Genomic DNA, 24085 nt, shown 5'->3' with positions numbered 1-24085 from the left:
GATTAGTATAACATATTTGACAAGGAATGTTCCAGCAAAAAAGGGCTGCCGAAGCAACCCTTTTTCTCTTTATTCTGTTTTTACTGGTTCTGGATATGTAACCCCAAAGGTATCCACAGTAATTGTCGCAATCACTGGAGGATTCGCTACAGTACCATTGTTATCTGTAACCTGTGCATTAGCAACAATCTGGTCTACTACTTCCATTCCTTCGGTTACTTTACCAAATGCGGCATATTCCCCATCTAAGTAGTTCGCATCTGCGTGCATAATAAAGAACTGGGAACCGGCAGAATCCGGCATGGAGCTTCTTGCCATGGATAAAACGCCCCTGGTATGGCTTAAATCGTTTTTCGCATAACCATTGCTGGAAAACTCTCCTGGAATTTCATACCCAGGTCCACCAGTACCGTTTCCTTTTGGATCTCCGCCCTGAATCATAAAGCCGTCCATGATACGGTGGAAGGTCAAACCATCATAGAATTTCTGGTTGATTAACGAGATAAAGTTGTTTACGGTATTTGGTGCGATATCTGGATATAATTCTGCTTTAATCACACCGCCATCCTGCATGGTGATGGTAACAACTGGATTTTGCGCGTCCGCTGGTTTTGCGCTTTGTACACTAAATTTATCTTCCTGTTTTGAACTAGTTGTTTTACTGGAAGATTGGGATGATGTTGTTTTGGAAGAACTGGATTCTTTGGTAGAAGCAGTTTTGTCGCCTCCGCTACAACCTACTAAGCCAAGGGTCATTACCATTGCCAAAGCAGCTGCAGCAACTTTGAGAAATTTTTTCATGGTTATTTTTTCCTTTCCTGGGTTCCATCCGCACGGGGATTCTATTAATCAGTTATTACGGCATGTAATATGGCCTATTTCCAGTAACACGCCACAAACATCCCATACAAACGGATACCTGTTTTGAATTTATATTTGATCGAATTGATCACAACGTGTTTGTGTAGCGGCTTTTTGCCACTGCTCTGGGGTGATTGTACCTGTACCATCCAGCTGGACTGAAGCTGTCCCTCCGGCGAATGCCCACAACGCAGCCTGTTCCGGACGTTTTCCTTGCAAAATCGCTGTCAGAAAACAGGCTAAGGAGGTGTCCCCTGCCCCAACAGTGGACTTGACTGGTACAGATGGGGTTGTTATTTTCCAAATTCCAGATTGGTTCGCATAATATCCCCCATCTGCCCCCATACTCAACAAAAGATGGTCTGTACAGTTCGCAACCCTTGCAATCTGACACAACAGCTCATCTCCCTCCAAACTGGAGTATCCTGTTAAATGTAAAAACTCAACATAGTTGGGTTTGATGACAAAAGGATGGATTTGGGCGACCATTTCCAAGGAAAACAAATCATTATCCAACGTAATCGGATTGGGTAAATCATGGAATGACCGGACCATTTGGAAATACTGCTCCACACTAAGGTTCGGCGGCTTTCCGCCAGAAAAAGCCAAAATATCCTGTGGAGATTTCAGGTTTTTACGAATCATCTGGCATACCTGATCCAACACTTCTGGGGCAATCTTTTCTCCGGTACGGTTTACCTTTAATACTTTACCATCTTCCAAACAAAGGGTCAAGTTTTCCCGGATACTTCCTGGCGGGGAAACAAATTGATAGGATACCCCTTTTTGCTGTAGTAGCTGTTCCATACTGGCCAAATTATTCCTACACGCAACCCCTAACAATTGGCATTCTGTTCCTAAAGAGTGCAGTACACAAGCGATGTTTACCGCTTTTCCACCAGGATAGACCGTTTCGGATATGGCTTTTACCGGCTCGTCAAAATCAAGCCTTTTTGCCCAAAGCGTAACATCCAAAGCCGGATTTAACGTAACAGCAATTACCTGGGGTTTTCCCATGTGTAACTCCCCCCTTTTACCAATTTACAATTGTTAGATTACCAGATATTTATTTTTTTGTCAATTTTGTTCCCTGACGAGTTTCTTCAATGAGGTATCCCATTTCGTTAATTTGGTCACGTAGGCTGTCCGCCAACGCAAAATCTTTTGCTTTTCTGGCTGCCGCGCGCTGTTCTACCAACGCCATTACTTCCGCTGGAACTTCATCCTCTTTTTTGGATTCGTATAATAACCCCAGCACGCCGGTTAATTGGTCAAAAATCTCTTTCGCGAATAACAAGTGCTGCTTACTTGCCAAGGAATCCCCGCTAATCAGTGGGTTGACATCGCGGATCAATTCAAAAATGGCGGAAATACCATCAGCGGTGTTAAAATCATCATCCATTACACGGATGAATTGTTCTTTCCTTGCCAAAATAGCGTTTTTCTGCTCTTCGGTAAATTCGCCATCCTGGGCTTTGGTCAAAGCAAAATCCAGATTTTCTTTAAATTTATACATACGGTCTAACGCCGCACGGCATTGTTCAATGACCTCAGTGTTGTAGTTGATTGGGCTGCGGTAATGCGCTTGCAACATCATAAACCGGATTGGCTCATAGCCGTATTTGTTGGCAACTTCCCTTACTGTAAAGAAGTTCCCCAATGATTTGGACATTTTTCGGTTATCCACATTGATATAGCCGTTGTGCATCCAGTAGTTGGCAAATGGGACACCGGTAGCGCATTCACTTTGTGCGATTTCATTTTCATGGTGTGGGAAAATCAAATCCTGACCACCGCAGTGCAGGTCGATGGTTTTGCCAAGATAGTTGGTTGCCATGGCGGAACATTCAATGTGCCAGCCTGGACGCCCTTTTCCCCATGGAGATTCCCAATATGGCTCTCCTGGTTTTGCCGCTTTCCAAACAGCAAAATCCATTGGATGCTGTTTGATGTCGCTTGCTTCAATGCGGGCGCCAGCTTCCAAATCTTCCAAAGGCATATGGGAGAGTTTTCCGTAATCCGCAAATTTTGTCGTACTAAAATATACATCCCCGTTCACTTCATACGCATATCCATTGTCTACCAGATGTTTGACAATATCAATAATCATATCCATACTCTGGGTTACTTTTGGGTGAATGGTTGCTGGACGAACATTCATCCCACGGGCATCGGTTTCGTATTCTTTAATATAACGTTCGGAAATAACCGAAGCGTCTACCCCTTCTTCATTTGCCTTGTTGATGATTTTATCATCCACATCAGTAAAATTTTGCACAAATTTTACTTCATAACCACGGAATTCAAAATAATTGCGCAGGCAGTCAAACAGGCAGATGGGACGGGCATTTCCAATATGGATAAAATTATAAACGGTTGGACCGCAGGCATACATGGTTACTTTACCTGGTTCAATCGTTTTAAACTCCTCTTTTTGTCTGGTTAAAGTATTATATATTTTCATTCTGTTTTCGCTCCTTTTTCCTTGATATCCTGTTTTGTAAACTTATTTAATTCCCGTTCCAAAGCGCAAATGCGTTTTACTAGATCCTGGATTTCCTGTTCCACTGGATTGGGCAGATGAACCTGATCCAGCTCTTTGTTGGCATTTTGCACTTTTTGGCCGTTAATCCGGACAATCTTGGCAGGTACGCCTACCGCCGTCGCATTAGGAGGAATCTCCTCCAGCACCACGGCATTTGCGCCCACTCGGGCATTATCTCCCACTTTAAATGGACCCAATACCCTTGCGCCACAGCTTACCAGTACATTGTTCCCTAAAGTTGGATGGCGTTTTCCGTTCTCTTTTCCAGTACCACCCAACGTGACGTTCTGATAAATGGTACAGTCATCCCCCACTTCAGTGGTTTCTCCAATCACAACGCCAGACCCATGGTCGATTACCAGCCCTTTTCCTATTTTAGCACCGGGATGGATTTCAATACCAGTGAAAAAACGGGAAAGCTGGGAGATAGCACGGGCGGTAAAAAAATGTTTGTGCCGGTAAAGAAAATGTGCTACCCGATGGTTGATGACAGCATGTAAACCAGGGTAGAGCAACAGCACTTCCAAACCAGAACGTGCCGCTGGGTCACGTTCTTTATACGCGTTGATATCATACCGTATACGTCGAAACATACGCAACTCCCTTTCCATTTTATTCAAAAAGTGAGGCAAAAATACGGAAATTTTTTAAACAAATAAAAAAACCTCTGTCAAACACATTTGACAGAGGCGAATAATCCGCGGTTCCACTCTTGTTTCTCACTCACATTGCCGGATAACGGTGGCATTCCGCAAAAGGATACTCCACAACCGTGTTTGTCCCTTTGTGCTGACAGGACGCACTTGGGTTGCTGCCAAAACCGCACCGCTCTCAGCCAATGGCAGGTGCTCTCTGGTTGCCTGGCTGGCAACTTACTCTTTCCTGTTCCAACGCATTTGATCTAATCAAGATTAGTATTATTATACACAAACCATTCTTTTTTTGCAACCATATTTTTGATCACAGGTTTCTGTTTTGGCTTTCTTTAGCATAAATTACCAGAAATAAAAACAGAAATCAATCTTAGTTGTGAATCACTCCAAAGGAGGCAGGAACTGTTTGAGCGCCACTGCCACCCCATCCGCATCGTTGCTGGCTGTAACCCAGTTGGCTATCTTTTTTAAATCCTCGCAGGCGTTTTCCATTGCCACCAGTGTTCCTACTGCTTCCCTCATGGAAAGGTCGTTATTATTGTCCCCAATTGCCAGCACCTGACTTTTGGATATCCCTAACCGTTGGGCAAGATGGGCTAAGCCCTTCCCTTTCTTTACACCAATCTGGTTGAATTCCAGATTGCTTTTGGTCTGGTATGCCATATCGTAAGGAAGTTGTTTTCCCCATTCCCTGGCTTTTAACAAGATTTCCTGCCCAGCAAAAAAGATGTTGATTTTCCCCACTGGGTCTGTTCGCTCTTTTAAATAATCCGCAAAATCAGGAACCCCTTTCCTTGTTTTACGGATATGTCCCTCTAACTCCCGCAACTGGAATTGCGCCAGATAATTCAAACAGTTCTGGTCGGTTAAAACCACACCGTCCGCAAACAGTTCAAACATCATGGGAAAGCCGGAAAAATGCTGATAAATCCTATTAACATCCTCCATGGAAAGCGTATTTTGATAAAGCTCTTTGCCCGACCATAAATCCACCGCATAGGCTCCATTACAAGAAATTGCATATTGTACTTCTGGTAAAATAGTAATGACATCCTGCAATTCATTGGATATCCTGCCTGTACAAAAAGCGAATATCACCCCGCTTTTTGCATAACGCCGGATAACAGCCTGGGTCATTAACCCAACCTGCCGTTTGCTATTAAAAAGGGTTCCATCTAAATCCATTGCCACAAGCCGAATCATTTTTATCTCCTAAATGCCACAAAATAGCCATTTTCATGGCTATTTCAAGCTGTTTTCAATTGGTAAATCGCACAACTATAACTGCTCCTGCAAAACTTATCAAAGATATTGCTTTCCAGGTAGGCTGCTGTTGTACCATCTTTGCTATTTATCGTTTAAAAATCCACGGTTGGAAATCATATACTCCGCACCGGAAATCAAAGTCAACAAGGTGGCAATCCACATGAGAATTTGACCAATCATTACGATGAGATCCATACTTGCAAATGGAGTGAACTGGTATACCGTCTGCAATAATAGGATCACTACAATCCCAACCATTTGGGAAACCGTTTTTACCTTTCCCCACATGCTGGCTGCAATCACTTTGCCTTTTCCGCTGGCAATCAGCCGCAAAGAGGTTACCATAAACTCCCGTGCCAGAATAATAACGACCATAATCGAGTTGACAAAACCCAGTTCAATAAAGCAAACCAAAGCGGAGGTAACTAGAATTTTATCCGCCAATGGATCCATAAATTTTCCAAAGTCGGTGACCAGATTGTATTTACGCGCCATTTTCCCGTCAATGGTATCGGTAATCGAGGCAATCGCGAAAATCAAAGTTGCCCACAGGTAATTGTACGGAATCTGTTTTATCAACAAAAACGCTACAAAAAATGGAACCAGCAAAATCCGCAGTACCGTCAATTTATTTGGTGTGTTCATTCTGTTTCCTCCTGTACTACCTGACCCATCAGGTCGTATTCTGTTGCGTCAATGATTTTAACAGTGACAAATTCCCCTACATCGTGTTCTTGCTCGGATACAAAAAGTACTGTTCCATCGATTTCTGGAGCGTCCGCCTCGCTGCGCCCATAATAGCAGCTATTATCATAATCAAAGCCTTCTACCAGCACCTCGATTGTTTTTCCCAGCAAAGCACGGTTGTGTTCCCCATTGATGGTTTGCTGTTCCAACATCACTAGTTCTGCACGGCGTTGTTTTACAGCATCTTCTAATTGTTCTGGCATCCTTCCCGCTGGAGTGCCCTCTTCCTGAGAGTAAGCGAAGCATCCCATCCGGTCAAACTTCACTTGTTTTACAAACTCCACTAATTCTTCAAACTGTTCTTCTGTTTCCCCTGGGAAACCAGCAATCAAGGAGGTACGCAATGTGATATTTGGTACCTTTGTGCGAATTTTTTGGATTACATCTAAAATTTCTTCCTTAGTACTACGGCGGTTCATCCGTTTTAACACAGATGTATTGATGTGCTGGATAGGAACATCCAAATATTTTGCGATTTTTGGCTGGGTTGCGATAACATCCAGCAGTTCGTCTGTAATCCGCTCTGGATAGCAGTATAACACACGGATCCAGTGGAATCCCTCGATTTCGCAGAGCTGCTCTAATAACTGCGGTAATTTGGAAGCTCCATATAGATCCTCCCCATAACGGGTGGTATCCTGCGCCACCACAACCAGTTCTTTCACACCGGTTTCTGCCAACCATCTCGCCTCTTTGAGGATATCCCCCATTTCGCGGCTGCGGTATGGCCCACGGATCGATGGGATAGCACAATACGTACAACAGTTATTACAGCCCTCTGCAATCTTTAAATAAGCCAGGTAAGGCGGTGTGGTCAACATGCGGTCCCCATTCAACGCAAGCTCGCATTTTGGTGCAAACGCCGCTACCTTTTTCCCTTCTAACGCCTGTTCAATGGCTTTTGCAATTTCACCATTTGCTCCAATCCCCAACACAACATCGGTTTCTGGAATCTCTTTTGCCAACTCCTGCTGATACCGTTCCGCCAAGCAACCTGTAACTACCACACATTTTAGATTGCCTTGCCCTTTCCGTTCACAAAAATCCAATATGGTATCAATGGATTCCTGTTTGGCACTTTCAATAAAGCCGCAGGTGTTAATTACAACAACATCCGCTTCTTCTGGATTGGATGTAATGGCGTAGCCATAGTTTGACATATTGCTGAGCAACATTTCCGCATCCACCTGGTTTTTGGGACATCCCAGAGATACCATTCCAACTTTTATTGTCATCCGTCTAAAACTCCTCATCATATTCCTGTTGGTCTTCAAATTGCTGCAATGCCTGCTTGATCTCATCATAAGGATGACCTAAACGCAACAAAGCGTTTACCACTTTACGTCTGCCTTTTTCATCCCCTAAATAACGGGCATATTTGCGTTCCAGCAAAGAAACCAACTGCTCTTGGGGGTCAATCTCGTATTCCTCCAACACTTGTTGTGCCAGATCACGGGAAACCCCTTTTTTCATCATTTCAAAACCGGCGCGCCGTTTTCCTAGACGTTTCCGTTCCAGGAAATCCCGCGCCAGTTTTTTTGCGTACCGCTCGTCATCTAAAAAACCGTATTCCTCCATTTTATCCGCTATTTCTTCCGCAATATGGAGATTATTTACCGAACGGAGCAGTTTATCAATTAATTCTTTTCGGGAATGGTCCCGGTATTCCAGCAAGTATAGGGCACGTTCCCTAGCTTTCCGATAATCCGCCTCATAACGGATTTCTTCCAGCTGTTCCTCTGTAACGGAAAGCCCTTCTTTTAGTTTATGATCCACTACCAATTCGGCATGCAGGATATACCAGTACTCCCCATCTACAAAAATTTTGTAGCTCCGGCCTTTTGCCTTTTCAATCCCTGTGATTCTCATCCTTCAAAATCAGCCTCATCCGGTTTGATATCCAGGTTGGGTTCCGCCACTGTATTAGCAGTGACCGGTTCCGCTTTTTCTTCCGCTTTGGAAACCGCTTTTTCTACCGCTGTCTTTTTCTTTTTTGGAGGTTCCAGCTGTTCTTGGTTCTGTTTAATCAAGCTAGCCAGTTCTTCTAATACTTCAGGGTGTTCTTTTAAATATTTTTTGGAATTATCACGTCCCTGGCCTAAATGTTCCCCATTGTAGTTGAACCAGGCACCGGAACGTTTTACAATATCCAAACTAACTGCCATATCCAGGACTTCCCCAACATAAGAAATCCCTTCCCCATACATAATATCAAACTCCGCCTCTTTAAATGGAGGAGCCACTTTATTTTTCACCACTTTACATTTTGTGCGGTTACCGATAATTGCACTACCATTTTTAATCGCTTCGGAACGTCGGATTTCCATCCGGACAGACGCATAGAATTTCAGGGCACGGCCACCTGGAGTAGTTTCTGGGTTCCCGTACATGACGCCAATTTTCTCACGCACCTGATTGATAAAGATCGCCACACAATTGGTTTTTCCTACAATTCCTGTGAGCTTCCTCATCGCCTGGGACATCAAACGGGCTTGCAGACCAACGTGGGTATCCCCCATTTCCCCTTCAATTTCCGCTTTTGTAGTCATCGCAGCAACAGAGTCGATAACAATGACATCTATCGCACCAGAACGCACCAATGCCTCCGCAATTTCCAATGCCTGTTCTCCAGAACTTGGCTGGGAAACCAGCAACGAATCAATGTCAACCCCCAAAGCTTCCGCATAAGTTGGGTCCAACGCATGTTCTACGTCGATAAAAGCAGCTTCACCGCCATCTTTCTGCGCCTGTGCAATAATGGAAAGGGCAACAGTGGTTTTACCAGAAGATTCCGGACCGTAAATTTCTACAATCCTTCCCCTTGGTACACCGCCAATTCCCAATGCCATATCCATGCCCAGGGAACCGGTGGAAATCGCTTCAATATTCATGGCGGCAGACTGCCCCAATTTCATCACAGCTCCCTGTCCAAACTGGCGTTCAATCTGTTCCAAAGCGGTTTCCAGCGCTTTTTTCTTATCCGCAATTAAGTCTTTTTTATTAAACTGTTTTTTTCCTACCTCTTTTTTAGCCATCTATCGAAAACCTCCTCAATCAGCTGGTTTCATTCCATACACCACACGGGTAATATGATTGAGGTCCTGACGGCACCCAATCTGTACAAAACCATGCTCCTGCAATATCTTTATTACATCCTGTTCCTGATCCATTCCAATTTCATAGGCGACCATTCCACCAGGATTTAATTTTTCTTTCCATAACCTTGTGATTTCCCAGTAAAAGTACAATCCATCCTGTTGGCCATATAAAGCCATTGCCGGCTCATATGTTACTTCCTTTTGCAATTCCTCCATATCCTGGGCGGTCAAATAAGGGGGATTGCTCACAATAAGATCAAATGTTCTTACCTGGTGAACCAGCTGCTCCTGCAACACATCCCCTTCTATCAGGGTGACATTCGCATGATGGCGGACGATATTCTTAGACAAATAGGGGATCGCCTGTGGAGAAAGTTCCACTGCGTCCACCATACAGCCAGGACACTCCAAGGCCAGGGTGATCCCAATACAGCCGGAACCCGCACAAAGGTCAACAATCTGCAATTGACGTCCATTGATCCATTCAATTGCCCAATCACAGATGGTTTCTGTGTCAGGGCGAGGGATCAATACCCCTTCCCCAACCGAATATTCCCGTCCATAAAATTCCCATTGTCCCAACAAATATTGAAGTGGGTAGCCCTTGGCGCGTTGTTGTGCCAGCTCCAGAGCCTTTTGTTGTTGCTCCTGTGGGACAGGCTCCCCTTTTCCCAACAGGATTTGTTGACGCTCTTTCCCTGTTGCCAGTTGCACCAAACAAAACGCCTCAAATCCAGCGGAATCCCCTGTATGTTCTAACAGAATATTTTTTACTGCCATTTGCAGTTGTCTTAAATCCATCTATTTCACCACCGGTCAACATCCCGATCTTCTGGAAGGACTTCTTTTAATGCGGCAATCGCAACCTCAATCTGGCTTGCATCCGGTTCACGGGTTGTCAGCCGTTGCAGCCATAATCCTGGTGCGGAAATAATTCGTGTTACAATATTATCATAACGCCCTGCAATACGAATAATCTCATAAGAAATCCCTACCACAACAGGAAGCAAAGCGATTTTTAATAAAATGCGGATTAACATGCTGTTCCAGGTCACTACAGAGAATACCAAAATACTAATGACCAGAACAATTAAAAGGAAACTTGTTCCACAACGAGGATGGAAACGACGGTATTTTTTGATGTTTTCCACCGTCAATTCTTCTCCTGCTTCATAGCAAGCAATGGATTTATGTTCCGCACCATGGTATTCAAAGGTACGCCGGATATCCTTTAAACGGGATACCCCCCATAAGTACAATATAAAAATAATAATTTTAATAATACCTTCTATTACGGTTTTCCATCCTCCCAGCGGTACCAAATAAGAAATACCTTTTACAATCAGCATTGGAACGTACATAAAAAGCAATAACGCCAATACTACGCCCAATATAGTACCAATTGTTCCAACAATTTTAAACAGTTTATCCCCAAAAATAGATTCTATTTTTTGTTCAAATTTGGAAGGTTCCTCCTCTTCCTCATCATCAGGAATGGACTTCTCCGCGGATTTCATCAAGCACTTATAGCCCACAATCAAAGATTCTACCATATTTACACAGCCCCGCACAAGTGGAATTTTCCGGTACCACTTTGGATGCACTAAATCTCCAGAATCCCATTTTTCTACATCAATTTCCCCATTTGGCAGCCGTACCGCCATAGAAGTTTTGTCAAGCCCGCGCATCATAATGCCCTCAATCAGCGCCTGACCTCCGATTTTGCTTTTAATTGGTTTGTTCAATTTTGTCACCCTTTTTCTGTTATCCCACCGGTTTCTGGTGGAAAATCTGTAATTGTTTGTTCATTAGTTCCCTGATCAATTGGCAAAGTGATTACCACTTTTGTTCCAACATTCTCCTGGCTTTCTATGGTAAGCGTACCATCGTGCATGGCTATAATTTCGCTGGCAACTGCTAACCCTATTCCAGAGCCACGGCGAGTGTTATTCGCTTTATAAAACTTTTCTTTTACCCGTGGCAAATCCTTTTCCGCAATGCCACAGCCGGTATCCTCCACTGTCACCACTATTTTATGTTCTACCGCCTGTGCGGTAACGGTAACGGTATCGCCAGCATCAGAATATTTCAACGCATTGTCAATGATATTGATAAACACCTGTCGAATTCGGTTTTTATCTCCATAAATAATGGGCAACATTTCCATATCCTCATAGACCAGCTGTTTCCCATCCCGTTTTGCCCGTTCGGTATAAATTAATACTGCTTCTTCCAGCTCTGCCAGGATATCCATTTTATCCTTTACCAATTTAAAACGTCCGTTTTGAATCCTAGAAAAATCCAGTAATTCTTCCACCATATCGGAAAGGCGTTCGGTTTCATTGCTGATCACACGCATGCCTTTTTTTACGGTTTCAGTGTCGTTTACCCCAATACTTAAAATAGTTTCACTCCATCCCTGGATGGCAGTCAATGGCGTCCTCAACTCATGAGAAACGCTAGAAATAAATTCATTTTTCAACTGTTCTGAATTGGATAACTCATCCGCCATATAATTAATCGTTTCGCAAAGTTCCCCCAGTTCATCCTGGGAATCCCACCGCATCCGTACTTTCATATCACCTGCTGCGATTTTTCGCATGGTAACCCCCATTTCTCGCACAGGGCGGACAATGGAGTTGATAAAAAAGGAACCGGATATAATCACAAATAAAACAATAATAATGCTAACCCCAATAAACAGCAGCACTAGCTTTAACAGCAGGGAGTCTACCTGCTCCAGGGAAACCATATAACGTAAGGCGGAAAACTGATTATTGGTTACGGTAATCAACGAGGTAACTGCCATGTATTTTTCCCCTGTCTCCAGTTTGCCTACATGGTACCCCTTCCCATCCGCCGAGTTCAATGCCTGCACATAATCCGGTGGATTGCTTTCCCCCATATAGGGGAATCCGCTGGAAGTATAGGTGATATTCCCATTAAAATCAATCGACATCAATTCAATGGTATCCTTTTCAGAATAGCTTTCCACCAGGTTTCTAATTTCACTGCTAATATTTTTGGTCGGATCATTCGAGTAGAGCTGGATCAGTTTGAAATTGGAATCCACGCTGGAAATAACCGCCTGCCGAACTCCGGAGTAGTAATAATTTTTGATACTGTACGCAAACCCGATGTTAAGGACGATCAACAATAATAAAATCAACCCTAATGTATTGACCATCCACCGTTGGGTGATGCTTTTTTTTACAGACAAAAATTACACCTCCTCATTTTTTCAGTTAAAATCAGTTTCCATTACTCCACTTATACCCAAAACCCCAGATAGTCTGGATATATTTGGGGGAAGATGGTTCATCCTCCACCTTCATTCTCAAACGGCGTATATTTACATCCACAATTTTTACATCGCCATAGTAGTTATCCCCCCAAATCTGGTTGAGGATTTGAGTGCGATCAAGAGCGATATTTTGATTTTTCAAAAACATCTCCATAATCTGGTATTCCACCTGGGTCAAGTCAATCGGCACCCCGTTTTTACTGAGAATCCGGCTTTTCGGATTCAATTCAAATGGACCAGATACAATGGTTTTAATCTGTTGAGGCTGATTTACCATCATGTTGACACGGCGGTAAATAGCATCCACCCTCGCAACCAGTTCAGAAGGGCTGAATGGTTTTGCCACATAATCATCTGCGCCCAACATTAAGCCACGTACCTTATCCATCTCTTGCGTTTTTGCGGTAAGCATAATAATCCCAATGGTGCTACTTTTTTCTCGGAGTTTTTTGCATACCTCAAAGCCATCAATTCCTGGCATCATAATATCCAATAAGGCAATGTCAAAATCGCCATGTTGCTCCTCAAATACCCGCAGGGCATCTTCCCCACAACTAACATCCACTACTGTATAGCCAGAACGCTCCAGATTAATCACCACAAAATCACGGATTGCGTCTTCGTCCTCACAGACTAAAATTCTTTTCATCCTTCTATTCCCCCATTAAATGTAAATCAATAAAATTTTCTTTTAATTGCTGTTCTGTCAAATTGTATTGTGGGTCAGAAGTTTGGTACAATTTCGCCAAAAATACAATCTGCCCCATTGTCATAATTTCAAAATACCCCGTTGGCATCCCGGTACTTCGGATGTTGGCAGAAGTATCCATTTTTAAAGTAAAAATCTTTTCCTGTTGTTCTGTATTATCCTGATAAATATAAAAATCGATCTCATCTTTTTCCACAACAGAGTTGGCGCTTACTGTTTGCTCCCAGGTTTGGGGCAAAATAATTCCAAATCCTTGTGCGTAGTTAATATAGGTGTTACTTACCAGTTGGAATACTCCATTTTCCAGTTGGTACCATTTTGTCAAATACACTGGATTTTCACTTTCCTCGTTATAACCAGGCATAAAGCTGGTATTCGGGATCTCGATTTTCCCATCCCTGTTAATATCATAACAGGAAGGCACTTGCGTCCTTACTGTTTGGCTAAAAATATCCGAACCATAGGTTAAATTCACCAGTTGTCCATCCGAAAAAGTTAAAATTTCGGTTGCATAAGTAGAGCTTCCAATCAGTTCATCCAAGAATAAGGCAGGCCGGCCAAACGAATCCTCATTTTTTGTAATTTTAATATAATCCGCAACAATTTGATTCATGGGCGTTTGGTATGTTTGATGGAATTGCCCTCCAAGATATTCTGTTACCACCGCCATGGTTTCAATTTGTGTTTTTTCTTTTACAGTGGCCTTGCTATCCTGTAAATCCCCTGATTGTACTACAGTAATGATCTCATCTCTACCATCTTGGTTTAAATCATATACTTCCAACACTTGGTAAGAGTTGGTGTATACTTCGTAAAAGCCCTGCTGTGTGTAGGAGAATACCTGATATTGCTTTTGCGTTTTTTTCTCATCAGATGTCCCTACAATCACAAATTTCTGGTTAGTATCCGGTTCCTTTAAAAAAGAAACTTGGTCAATCGAGGTCCCGCTGAGGGGAACGGTCCATTTTGCCTTCCAGTTTCCATCTATCTGGTCCAACAAACAAATTTTTAGCCCCATATCGCTGGATGTTGTTTTACTTACATTTTTATAAAATACCATTGCTTCCTCAGAAATCTCGGTATCAATATCCTGCATCACAATTGCGGAGCGGTTGGTCCCATTCTGTGGGTATTTTAGTACAACATCATCCTCGACTAGGGAAGACTTTTTCATTGCCTTGTAAATATCCGCTTGCTGTTCTGTCATTTTCGGTGGGGAGATCATGCTATCAATATCTGTTTGGACATAGTCGCATCCCGTTAAGGAAATACAACATAAACAAGCCAAGATAACCGCAATGATCCTTTTCAATCTTATCCCCCTCTCTGAAAAACCACATAATCATCCATGATAATCATTTTTATTTTATCATATTACTTTCCAATTTACAATCGGGCAGCCAAAAAAACCAGTGAATAATTTATTTCCAAACTGTAACAAACAAAACAAATAAAAAAACCTATCTGAATCTGTGAACTCAGATAGGCAATTTTTATTACATTATACCATTAAAATACTATTGATTCTAAAATCTGTTTCAATTGATATATTAAGGGAATCCAATCAAAAAACCGTTGTTTGAAAAATGTTCTAGTTATCTTTCTATTGGGATAGAATTTCTATTAAAGTAAGATAATTAATTTTATAAATTCAACTCTAACGTCTTGCCATGAAGATTATATTCATGGTAGGTGACTCCTGCCATATCAAACATTCTTTTAGAAGCAATAGTAGCATCAGTCTCTGCATATTTGTCCGATAAGTATACCACATGCCGAATTCCTGCCTGGATAATTGCCTTGGCACACTCGTTACAGGGGAACAAGGTGGTATAAATAGTAGAACCTTTTAAATCTTTCCCACTATTTAAAATAGCATTTAGTTCTGCATGGCACACAAACATATATTTTGTATTTAAAGCATCCCCTTGATTATTCCAAGGAAGCCGGTCATCACTACACCCTACTGGCATGCCGTTATAGCCCAATGATAAAATTTTATGATCCCCATCTACAATACACGCCCCTACTTGTGTATTAGGGTCTTTACTGCGTTGTGCGGAGAGCATTGCAATCCCAATAAAATATTCATCCCAAGAAAGGTAGTCCTTCCGTTTCAAACCGATTCGCCTCCTAAAATACAATTCTTTTTATTTTTTATTATATCACAACAAAGCCCATAACCGCAAGAAAAAAGGAAGGTTATTTTTGCTTTTTTATACAAATTTTATCCAGACTCTTCTTTACAAAACAACCGAAAAATATTTTTATAAATCGCTGTATTTTATCTTTTGGCTATGTTATAATTTGAATAAATAAAAGACGTGTCTTTTGTAAAGTAAGGAGGTTTTTATCATGGCAAAAGTTTTAATTAGCCCTGGAAAATATATACAGGGTTCTGGAGAAATGAAAAAAATTGGAGAATATGCTGCTGGATACGGAAAAAAAGCTTTAATCCTGATTAGCAGTGGTGGAAAAAAACGAATTGGCGCGGAAATTGAAGCGAGTTTCCAAAACCAGGATTGCACCTATCAATTTGACTTGTTCAACGGAGAATGTAGTAAAAACGAAATCAACCGTTTGGTAGCCGTAATGGAGCAGGAAAACTGTGATTTTGTAATTGGTATTGGTGGTGGAAAAATCTTTGATACTGCAAAAGCAGTTGCCTATTATAAAAACACACCTGTATTAATCTGTCCGACCATTGCTTCTACCGATGCTCCATGTAGTGCCCTTTCTGTTATCTATACCGATGAAGGGGTGTTTGAGGAATATTTATTCCTTCCTTCTAATCCAAACCTAGTATTAATGGACACTGATATTATTGTAAAATCCCCTGTCCGTTTAACAGTTGCAGGGATTGGGGATGCTTTGGCTACCTATTTTGAAGCAAGGGCATGCCAACGCTCCGATGCTGCTACATGTGCTGGCGGAAAGGCAACTGGAGCTGCTATGGCACTTGCAAAACTCTGTTTTGATACCTTGATGGAAGAAGGTGTGAAAGCAAAAATCGCGTTGGAAGCTGGTGCTTGTACAGAATCCGTTGAAAAGGTGATTGAAGCTAATACCTTACTTTCTGGTTTAGGCTTTGAAAGCGGTGGACTTGCTGGTGCCCATGCAATTCATAATGGATTTACTGTACTGGAAGAATGCCACCATATGTACCACGGGGAAAAAGTAGCGTTTGGTACGATTACACAATTGATTCTGGAAAACATTCCAATGGAAGAACTAGCGGATATTATTGACTTCTGTATTGAAGTCGGCCTTCCTGTCACCTTAAAACAGTTGGGTGTCCAAGAAGTAACCGATGAAAAAATCATGGCAGTAGCAACAGCCGCCTGTGCAGAAAATGATACGCTACATAATATGCCATTTGAAGTAACACCGGAAAAAGTAAAATCCGCTATTTTGGCAGCGGACGCATATGGCCATTATTTCTTAGGAGAATAATCCAAAAGGGTACAGATAACATTCTGTACCCTTTTATCACACTAAAATATAATCCTTACTCTATTTTACTATAATCTACAAAAATTCATACTTGTATCTATCCTATATTTTGATCATTCTGTTTTTCTATCTTCCATTCCTTCTATACTAGAATCTGATATTGTCGAAAAAATAGATTTGTCTTTTTTCTAAAATAACGGTATAATAATCTTATCAATCGTACCATTTCTATTTTGGATGAGGCAGATCTTCTAAGGAGGAATGATTGGATGCGTTTTACCCCTCAAACACTGGACTTTTTATTTGAAAACAAACTCAATAATAACAAAGAATGGTTCCATTCCCACAAGCAGGAATATCAGGAACTAGTATTAGACCCTCTGGTCGATTTGGTAGAAAAATTAACTCCAACTGTACTGAAAATTGACCCTCAATTTATTACAATTCCAAAGCCCACAAAAGCGATTTCACGTATTTATCGGGACACTCGTTTTTCCAAAGATAAATCTTTGTACCGAGATAATATGTGGATTTTGTTTATCCGAGATAAAAAACTGTACCATGGATTACCTGCATATTTTGCTGATATTTCCGCCAATGGTCTTGAATATGGAGTGGGATACTACAAAGTATCCAGTGAATCTATGCTGTGCTACCGGGATATGATTTTAAAGAAAGAACCTGCTTTTTTACAGGCAAAACAGGCAGTGGAAAAAGCAAAAATCTTCTCCTTATATGGGGAACCATTGAAACGGAGCAAAGCGCCAAATGAACCAGAGGATATCAAAAACTGGCTAGATCGGAAGCAGATTGGAGTTTCCAATACCATTACAGATTTCGACCTGGTTTTCTCGGAAGATTTATACCAAACAATTGCCAAAGGTTTTGAACAACTAAAACCTGTTTATGATTTTCTCATGGCAGTGGAAACGAGAAGAAGCCATAACAACCGGGAAGATTAACTTTATAGCTGAACCTTTAAAAACGCCCTATAAAAATAGGGCGTTTTTTCTTTAGATACTTACTAGGGTATTCATTTTGAAGATGCCATTGAAATCCAACTCTACGGATTTCTCTTTTTGTATATAAATTCAATAGTTGTTCTCATTAGTTTCTAAGATGAACATATCATAAAACATTATTTTTTTCCACGATGGTACTTTCGGTATTCCCCCATGCTCATTCCAAATTTTTTGCGAAAGACAGAGTTTAGATAACCGCTACTACTATATCCCACTTTTTCCGCAATAACCTCAAAAGTATCATCAGTATTCAAAATATACTCACAGGTCTTTCGCAACTTTAATTCTTTCATGATATCAGAAAAAGACTGGTTGGTATAACGGGAAATATACCCTGTCATAAACCGAGTAGTATAGTGGAAATGTTCCGCAGTAGATTGCAGGGTAGCGGTAGAAAAATGGTCTGTTAAGTAGGAAATTACCTGGGAAATAGACAAATCTTTTTGTTCCTGCTGGCTTTCCTGTTCCATTTTGTCCCCATAATTCCTCCCCAATTCCCGAAAAAAACATGCCAATAGCAGCCGTAAATAAACAGGGTCTTTTTGCTCTGGATGAGACAGATATTCTACCATCAATTTATGCAGGAAAAACTGCAGGGAACTTTCTGGCTGCAAATGAAAAACCATACAGCTGTTCTCATTATTTACATTCATGATGGAATTCATAAAAAACGATGTAAACAGATGGTTCCCTTCAATCATCTGCAAAAAGCTATCATCAAACATACTTGGCATAATCATGATATTAAATAGATAATCGTCTGTACCAAAAGTTTTACATTGATGGAGGGACTGTAAATTACAAATAAACAGATCCCCTGCGTTTAGTTCTGTTTCCACCCCATCACTGATACTGACAGCTTTTCCTCGAAATAGATACCCCATTTCAAAATAATTATGGTAGTGTTTTGGAGAAAGCCCATATAAAGGGGCGTTATAAGGATGGAGATAAATCCTCAAATGGTCTCCCCGAAAAATCCGTTGTGTCCCAAACACTGCTGTCCCATCCTGCTTATGAACACAATACCCATTATGAGAATTGGTAAATTGGGAAAACTCCTTGCTACCCGTCACATTGTCTTTGGCATAGGACATGATAAACTGCTCTAATGTTTGAATCTCTGACATCCTATTCCTCCCTTATCGTTCTAATCATTTTTTCTTTTCTGGCTATTTTCATTATATTCACTTTTTTTCAATATTTCAATATACCTGATTCAAGTTAGCTCCTAAAAAAACTGTAAAATATAATAGTTTTTTTCTTTTTCGATTATCATATTTCCACAAATTAACCTTTTGAATTTATTCAAAACAATCAAATTAAAAAGTAAATTTTTAGATGAAAACACTAATTTTTTCACTTCATTTTACACAAAACAATTGTATATCACACCATATTTTTTGTTCTACTTTTTAATATTTTTGAACGAATCTATTCTATTTTTTATATTTTTTATTTATTTTTGTTTTGCTATAATGAAATTGTTACAAAGAACACACAAATCATTACAGGGAGGAAAATTATGAGATATTCTTGGAAAAAAAGGATACTTGCAGTTGGTATGGCTGCGGCTTTAGCGGCTACTGCTACAATTGCGAGCTTTCCAGCTATGGCAACCGATAGCCAATCTTCCAGCTTGGCAGAAAATTTTAAAAACCCGAGCCGTGAAAACCGTCCAAAAGTACGTTGGTGGTGGCCTGGTGGAGATGTCCAGGTAGACGAACTGTTGCGGGAAATGCAGGTATTATACGACAATGGTTTTGGTGGGGTAGAAATCCAACCATTCGACTATTCCTTAAAACCAGAAGCTACTTCAGACCCAAACAGCCCTGTCAAAGACTTTGGTACAGAAGAATTTTTTGAAAAAGTGCGGGCTGTATTAGATTTTGCCCAGGAAAAAGGGATGGTAGTAGACCTGAATATGGGCAGCGGTTATTGTGCCGGTGCTGACTTTGTTCCTTTGGAGGACAATGAACAGACATTAATGTCCGCTGATGTCACAGTAAACAGCGATCAGGTAAACGCTACTATCCCTACATTAAGTGACAAAAACTATATGTATGAGTTGCTTGACCCTAATAACAACGAATCAACCGTTGGTCCAGGATGGCGCACCATGAACTATCATCCAGAAACTGCTGAACTGGTTACCTTATTGGCCGCCAAAGTAATGGATGGGGAACGGAATCCTGACTACAAGGTACTCAACGACACCGTAACAATCGACATGACCAGTGTAGAAAAAATCACTGATTTTGATAAGGAAAGCGGAACTTTTAACTGGACATGCCCAGACCCATCCGCACAATGGCAGATTATCGCAGTATACTCCATGTATGTTGGAAGCAATCCAATCGGCTCTGTAGAAGTAGGAGCTCCAGGGGAAGAATCCTACATGGTAAATGTATTGGACGCAGACGCTGTTGCACGCTATTACGACAACTGGCTGGAACAGATCAAAACATTGCTTCCTTATACAGAAGATGGAACTTTACGGGCAGCGTTTAACGACAGCTACGAGTTCTTTGCGCAGAGGATTTACAGTGATACCATTCTAGAAGATTTTGAGGAAATCAATGGATACGACATTACCGAATACATCCCTGCCCTTTTAACACCTGGAAAAGACCAGATCGCTTCCTGGGCTGCCGGTGCTACAGCACCAGAATTCGCCTTTGAAGATGCCGAAAACGCCGGCATCAATGACCGGTTGAATTACGACTACAACAGAGCCATTGCGAACGGCTTTTATGACGGATGGTATGCGGAAAGCCAAAAAGCACTGGAAGATACCGGCTTGCTGTTCCGTCAGCAGGGATACAATCCACCAATTGATATTATTAAAGCTACCAGTATGGAAGATATTCCAGAAACCGAACAAAGCAATGTCGCGAACAATAAAGTAGTTAGCTCTGGCGCCCATTTCTACGATAAAAACATGGTAAGCTGTGAGTCCATGGTATTCTATGTAGATGAAGATGGTGCTGGAAACTTTAAAATGACTCCGGAAGTATACCGCCAACAGGCTGACCAGATTTTATTATCCGGTGTAAACGAAATGATCTACCACGGTTTCCCTTATGTATACAACGATGAAAACAACAGTTACGGGATCCAAAACTGGTCCGCTTTCTGCTCCAATTACAGTGGATATGATATTTCCACTACGATTTCTGAAGTAGACCCATATTTCAATTATATTGATTCTTTAAATGACTATGTAGCACGGTTACAATACTTGTTCCGTGAAGGAAAATCCACCGCTGATGTCCTGGTATACCTGCCATTGTTCTCAGATGAGACCAGCGCCCAATTCGCCCCAGTAATTAATGCTCTGGATGACGCAGGTTTGGCATGGGATTGGATCAATGAAGAGCTGATTGAATCCGCTACCTATGATAATGGCATTGTAGTGAACGGAAAAACCTATGACGCATTGGTAATCCCTGATGTGTCCTCCATCCCGGTATCTACAATGACTGCAATCGACCAGTTATCTACAGCAGGTGCTCCTATCGCGGTATACGGGACAGTACCTTCTATGCAGCCTTCTTACTGCGCTGGCGATTACGCAGCACAGGATGCAATTGTTGCAAACCTGGCACAAACTATGATTACCCGTGAAAACAGCCCTAACATTACCGACGCAACTCAAATGGCTGCCTTTGTAAAAGAAAATTCCTGCCCAGAAATTTCTTTTGAAACCAACGAACACCTGGCTTCCATGCGCCGTGACTTAGGCGATAATGGGCAGATGATTTTTGTAACCAATGACAGCGATGAAACAACTCCTGTTACCTTCCAACTGGATTCCAGCTTAACTACAGCTTATGTACTGGATGCCCAAACAGGCGAAATTTACGAAGTTCCTGTTGTAAACGGCACTGTACAGGGTGAAGTAACCGCAAAAGGATCCATTGTATTGATCGGCGCTTCCTCCGAAGTATTTACCAAAGCAGATTTATCCGAAGGCAACCCTATTGCATCAGATGAGCCAGTTGCTACAACCAATCTTGACCAATGGACATTGACTGTTACTGGACAGGATGTAAATGGTACCTATACCGCAACAGGTGAACAAGCCCTCACCAATTGGAGGGACAACCCAACCTTAAAATACAACGCTGACCCAGGCGTTTATACGACAACATTTAATCTGGACAAAGTAGACCCAACCCAGGATTATATCCTACAGCTTGGCACACTATATGGCGTACCTGAAATTTCAGTAAATGGAAGCGAAGCAATCGCTGTACCAATGGCACCATATCAGCTAGATATTTCCCAATACTTAAAACCAGGTGAAAACACAATTTCCATTCAATTAGTAGTTGGCATCCGCAACCGTCTGATCAAGTACGGATTAGAAGGGGAAGACGGAAACGGACAGAACCAACAGGCATATTTGCAATTCGCTTCCGCAACACCAGTAAAACTGGGGATGGTAGAACCAGCCCAACTGATCCAGATACAAACAGACCGGGTAGTTGACGACACTTCCTCTGGATCCACCTCTGAACCATCCACACCATCCGATACTTCTAGCAATTCTTCTACTTCTTCCAATCCAGCAGATAACCTTCCTCAAACCGGTGATGTTGCCCCATTTATTGGTATCCTTACCTTATTCGGTACAACTGGTGCTGCTCTTGTAATCACCAAACGCAAAAAATAAATTTCTTTTCTCTTTCTTCTCATATAGAAAAAACTCCTGCGCTACATGCACAGGAGTTTTTTGCTATTTCTTTTATCTTCCATTAAAACAAAACTTTGCACAGGATTTTTCTATAGGACATCCTAAAGGATCAAAAAATGATAGTAAAGTGATTAGTATATATTTATTCCAATTGGTTTATTCAGCTTCTATTTCCATGATTGTTTAATCACTGACAAACCAACACAATAAAGGCAGAATAAACTTTAATGGAAATATAATTCTAGTCGGCAAACTTTAGTAGTTAATAATACCTGTTTTGTGTACGAGCTACTAAAGACGTAACACAGTGCTAAACCTAGAATAAATCTCTTGCCCGTGTTACACTTTATACTCGAGGATACTAATTCCTTAATTCTCACTGTTACTCGCCGTTTGTCTTACCAGATATTCTTTTGCGGTATCCAATAAAACCTGTTTTTGATTTGGGATTTTTTCTTGAATTACCAAATCCAATAAATATTCCAGCGTTTTTCCAACCATACGTCCCTGTTGGATACCAATCTGTTGCATATCATTGCCATTGACCGCAAGCTGTTTTATTTGAAAGCACTGACCTTCACGAATAATCTGTTCCAGTAATTGTTCTAACTGGTCAATCTCCCTGGCTTCATACCAATAATTCGGGTCTTTTCCCATCACATCCGCCCGCTGTACCTGGAACAGATAACGCAAAGTAGATTCCCCTAATTTATGAAGCCATTTTTTCACTGAACGGGCTGTTCCATCAAATTCCGCACTATGCCAACGAATTAAGGTGACAACAAGCTGGGAAAAATCGTTGCTATAATGCAGGCGCTTTAAAATCTGTTCTGCCAAATCCGCGCTTTTTCCTTGATGGCCGTAAAAATGCCCCACCCCATCGTAAACGCTAAAGCATAGGGGCTTTGCCAAATCATGCAACAACATGGTTAAACGCAAAGTTAAATCCGGTTTTGTGCTCGCCAAGGCATGGACAGTGTGTTCCCAAACATCGTACATATGGTACTTGGTATGCTGTCCAAAATTCTGGCAGGGGATGATCTCAGGGATAATTTCAGCGATAATATCTGTGTATTCCAGTAATACCTGTTTTACATTATCACCACACAACAGCTTATTCAGCTCATCACGTAATCGTTCCCGAGAAACATGTACCAGTAATCCGCGCTTTGCATATAATGCCTGTTTCGTCCGTTCTTCTAATTGGAACCCCAATGTGGAACAAAAACGCACCCCACGCATAATTCGTAAAGCATCCTCAGCAAAGCGTGTTTCGGGATCCCCCACACATCGGATACAATGGTTTTTTAAATCTTTCTGGCCATGGTAATAGTCGACAACTCCTTTGGCAGGATGGTACGCCATGGCATTGATAGTAAAATCACGGCGTGCCAAATCTTCCTCCAGATTTCTAGTAAACCTTACAGCATCAGGACGCCTGTTGTCGCTGTAATCCCCATCAATCCGATAAGTTGTAATTTCCAACGGCATATTATCGATCCACACGGTAATTGTCCCGTGTTTTTTCCCTGTTTCAATGACCCGCATCTGCTGGAACACCTGTTGAGTTTGTCCTGGCAATGCGTTGGTAGTAATATCATAATCGGTTGGCTGTAAACCCAACAGTAAATCCCGAACACAGCCCCCTACTACATAGGCTTCAAATCCATTTTGTTCTAATAATTGCAACGCGGTTTGTACCGGTTTTGGCAGCAGCATGCCTGCCCCTCC

At 41.6% G+C, this 24085-nt stretch carries 20 protein-coding genes; 3 read left to right on the top strand and 17 right to left on the bottom strand.

From position 1 onward, the window contains the following. Positions 1-69 precede the first annotated feature (69 nt). The 15 genes from BQ2683_RS01155 to BQ2683_RS01085 form a co-directional block, all read right to left on the bottom strand. Positions 70-801, bottom strand: coding sequence for a peptidylprolyl isomerase (locus tag BQ2683_RS01155; RefSeq protein WP_083256318.1), 732 nt, complete (start codon positions 799-801; stop codon positions 70-72). 129 nt (positions 802-930) lie between these two features. Further along, positions 931-1878: a 1-phosphofructokinase family hexose kinase gene (locus tag BQ2683_RS01150; RefSeq protein WP_069986894.1), complete on the bottom strand. Its 948-nt coding sequence runs from the start codon at positions 1876-1878 to the stop codon at positions 931-933. A 49-nt stretch (positions 1879-1927) separates the two neighbouring features. After that, a complete protein-coding gene (cysS, locus tag BQ2683_RS01145) occupies positions 1928-3325 on the bottom strand; it encodes a cysteine--tRNA ligase (RefSeq protein ID WP_069986893.1) in 1398 nt (465 codons plus the stop codon). Further along, on the bottom strand, positions 3322-3999 hold the full coding sequence (gene epsC, locus BQ2683_RS01140; protein ID WP_069986892.1) for a serine O-acetyltransferase EpsC: 678 nt from the start codon (positions 3997-3999) through the stop codon (positions 3322-3324). Before epsC ends, cysS begins: the two co-directional genes overlap by 4 nt. Positions 4000-4440: 441 nt before the next feature. Continuing rightward, entirely contained in the window at positions 4441-5262 is an 822-nt protein-coding gene (locus BQ2683_RS01135) for a Cof-type HAD-IIB family hydrolase (protein WP_069986891.1), read from the bottom strand. Positions 5263-5406: 144 nt separating this feature from the next. Further along, positions 5407-5970 carry a CDP-diacylglycerol--glycerol-3-phosphate 3-phosphatidyltransferase gene (gene pgsA / locus BQ2683_RS01130; RefSeq protein ID WP_069986890.1) on the bottom strand — a complete coding sequence of 188 codons (564 nt, stop codon included), beginning with the start codon at positions 5968-5970 and terminating at the stop codon, positions 5407-5409. Then, on the bottom strand, positions 5967-7307 hold the full coding sequence (gene rimO, locus BQ2683_RS01125) for a 30S ribosomal protein S12 methylthiotransferase RimO (RefSeq protein WP_069986889.1): 1341 nt from the start codon (positions 7305-7307) through the stop codon (positions 5967-5969). Before rimO ends, pgsA begins: the two co-directional genes overlap by 4 nt. A 4-nt stretch (positions 7308-7311) precedes the next feature. After that, positions 7312-7941 carry a regulatory protein RecX gene (locus BQ2683_RS01120; protein ID WP_069986888.1) on the bottom strand — a complete coding sequence of 210 codons (630 nt, stop codon included), beginning with the start codon at positions 7939-7941 and terminating at the stop codon, positions 7312-7314. After that, on the bottom strand, positions 7938-9107 hold the full coding sequence (gene recA / locus BQ2683_RS01115) for a recombinase RecA (protein WP_076939101.1): 1170 nt from the start codon (positions 9105-9107) through the stop codon (positions 7938-7940). Before recA ends, BQ2683_RS01120 begins: the two co-directional genes overlap by 4 nt. Positions 9108-9122: 15 nt before the next feature. Next, a complete protein-coding gene (prmC, locus tag BQ2683_RS01110) occupies positions 9123-9971 on the bottom strand; it encodes a peptide chain release factor N(5)-glutamine methyltransferase (protein WP_069986887.1) in 849 nt (282 codons plus the stop codon). A gap of 5 nt (positions 9972-9976) precedes the next feature. Beyond that, the gene (locus BQ2683_RS01105; protein WP_069986886.1) at positions 9977-10915 is read right to left on the bottom strand and encodes a DUF1385 domain-containing protein; all 939 of its coding nucleotides are present in this window, start codon (positions 10913-10915) and stop codon (positions 9977-9979) included. A 5-nt stretch (positions 10916-10920) separates the two neighbouring features. Next, positions 10921-12390, bottom strand: a complete 1470-nt coding sequence (locus BQ2683_RS01100; RefSeq protein ID WP_235843871.1) for a sensor histidine kinase — start codon at positions 12388-12390, stop codon at positions 10921-10923. A gap of 31 nt (positions 12391-12421) precedes the next feature. Beyond that, positions 12422-13123, bottom strand: a complete 702-nt coding sequence (locus tag BQ2683_RS01095; protein ID WP_069986885.1) for a response regulator transcription factor — start codon at positions 13121-13123, stop codon at positions 12422-12424. A gap of 4 nt (positions 13124-13127) precedes the next feature. Next, positions 13128-14495 carry a hypothetical protein gene (locus BQ2683_RS01090; RefSeq protein ID WP_069986884.1) on the bottom strand — a complete coding sequence of 456 codons (1368 nt, stop codon included), beginning with the start codon at positions 14493-14495 and terminating at the stop codon, positions 13128-13130. 331 nt (positions 14496-14826) lie between these two features. Beyond that, a complete protein-coding gene (locus BQ2683_RS01085; protein WP_069986883.1) occupies positions 14827-15303 on the bottom strand; it encodes a deoxycytidylate deaminase in 477 nt (158 codons plus the stop codon). 235 nt (positions 15304-15538) lie between these two features. Between BQ2683_RS01085 and BQ2683_RS01080 the strand changes: the two genes are divergently transcribed. Both BQ2683_RS01080 and BQ2683_RS01075 read left to right on the top strand, forming a co-directional pair. Further along, entirely contained in the window at positions 15539-16636 is a 1098-nt protein-coding gene (locus BQ2683_RS01080; protein ID WP_069986882.1) for a glycerol dehydrogenase, read from the top strand. Between the two features lie 269 nt (positions 16637-16905). Then, positions 16906-17598: a DUF2461 domain-containing protein gene (locus BQ2683_RS01075; RefSeq protein ID WP_069986881.1), complete on the top strand. Its 693-nt coding sequence runs from the start codon at positions 16906-16908 to the stop codon at positions 17596-17598. 176 nt (positions 17599-17774) lie between these two features. Here BQ2683_RS01075 and BQ2683_RS01070 read toward each other — a convergent pair whose 3' ends face one another. Continuing rightward, positions 17775-18785, bottom strand: a complete 1011-nt coding sequence (locus BQ2683_RS01070; protein WP_069986880.1) for an AraC family transcriptional regulator — start codon at positions 18783-18785, stop codon at positions 17775-17777. 395 nt (positions 18786-19180) lie between these two features. Here BQ2683_RS01070 and BQ2683_RS01065 point away from each other — a divergent pair, with 395 nt between their 5' ends. Further along, positions 19181-22333, top strand: coding sequence for a glycosyl hydrolase (locus tag BQ2683_RS01065; RefSeq protein ID WP_069986879.1), 3153 nt, complete (start codon positions 19181-19183; stop codon positions 22331-22333). Positions 22334-22723: 390 nt separating this feature from the next. Here the strand turns inward: BQ2683_RS01065 and BQ2683_RS01060 are convergent, their stop codons facing one another. Next, complete coding sequence (locus tag BQ2683_RS01060; RefSeq protein ID WP_069986878.1) at positions 22724-24073, bottom strand: CCA tRNA nucleotidyltransferase; 1350 nt, start codon at positions 24071-24073, stop codon at positions 22724-22726. Positions 24074-24085: the final 12 nt, after the last annotated feature.

The sequence above is a fragment of the Massilioclostridium coli genome (assembly GCF_900095865.1).
Classification (GTDB): Bacteria; Bacillota; Clostridia; order Oscillospirales; family Ruminococcaceae; genus Massilioclostridium; species Massilioclostridium facile.
This window is presented reverse-complemented; position numbering and strand designations above follow the sequence as displayed.

Coding starts and splice junctions, on each gene's coding strand:
- prmC (WP_069986887.1), bottom strand. CDS start 9,971: ATGGATTTAAGACAACTGCAAATGGCAGTAAAAAATATTCTGTTAGAA.
- BQ2683_RS01135 (WP_069986891.1), bottom strand. CDS start 5,262: ATGATTCGGCTTGTGGCAATGGATTTAGATGGAACCCTTTTTAATAGC.
- epsC (WP_069986892.1), bottom strand. CDS start 3,999: ATGTTTCGACGTATACGGTATGATATCAACGCGTATAAAGAACGTGAC.
- BQ2683_RS01070 (WP_069986880.1), bottom strand. CDS start 18,785: ATGTCAGAGATTCAAACATTAGAGCAGTTTATCATGTCCTATGCCAAA.
- pgsA (WP_069986890.1), bottom strand. CDS start 5,970: ATGAACACACCAAATAAATTGACGGTACTGCGGATTTTGCTGGTTCCA.
- recA (WP_076939101.1), bottom strand. CDS start 9,107: ATGGCTAAAAAAGAGGTAGGAAAAAAACAGTTTAATAAAAAAGACTTA.
- BQ2683_RS01155 (WP_083256318.1), bottom strand. CDS start 801: ATGAAAAAATTTCTCAAAGTTGCTGCAGCTGCTTTGGCAATGGTAATG.
- rimO (WP_069986889.1), bottom strand. CDS start 7,307: ATGACAATAAAAGTTGGAATGGTATCTCTGGGATGTCCCAAAAACCAG.
- cysS (WP_069986893.1), bottom strand. CDS start 3,325: ATGAAAATATATAATACTTTAACCAGACAAAAAGAGGAGTTTAAAACG.
- BQ2683_RS01150 (WP_069986894.1), bottom strand. CDS start 1,878: ATGGGAAAACCCCAGGTAATTGCTGTTACGTTAAATCCGGCTTTGGAT.
- BQ2683_RS01120 (WP_069986888.1), bottom strand. CDS start 7,941: ATGAGAATCACAGGGATTGAAAAGGCAAAAGGCCGGAGCTACAAAATT.
- BQ2683_RS01075 (WP_069986881.1), top strand. CDS start 16,906: ATGCGTTTTACCCCTCAAACACTGGACTTTTTATTTGAAAACAAACTC.
- BQ2683_RS01060 (WP_069986878.1), bottom strand. CDS start 24,073: ATGCTGCTGCCAAAACCGGTACAAACCGCGTTGCAATTATTAGAACAA.
- BQ2683_RS01080 (WP_069986882.1), top strand. CDS start 15,539: ATGGCAAAAGTTTTAATTAGCCCTGGAAAATATATACAGGGTTCTGGA.
- BQ2683_RS01095 (WP_069986885.1), bottom strand. CDS start 13,123: ATGAAAAGAATTTTAGTCTGTGAGGACGAAGACGCAATCCGTGATTTT.
- BQ2683_RS01065 (WP_069986879.1), top strand. CDS start 19,181: ATGAGATATTCTTGGAAAAAAAGGATACTTGCAGTTGGTATGGCTGCG.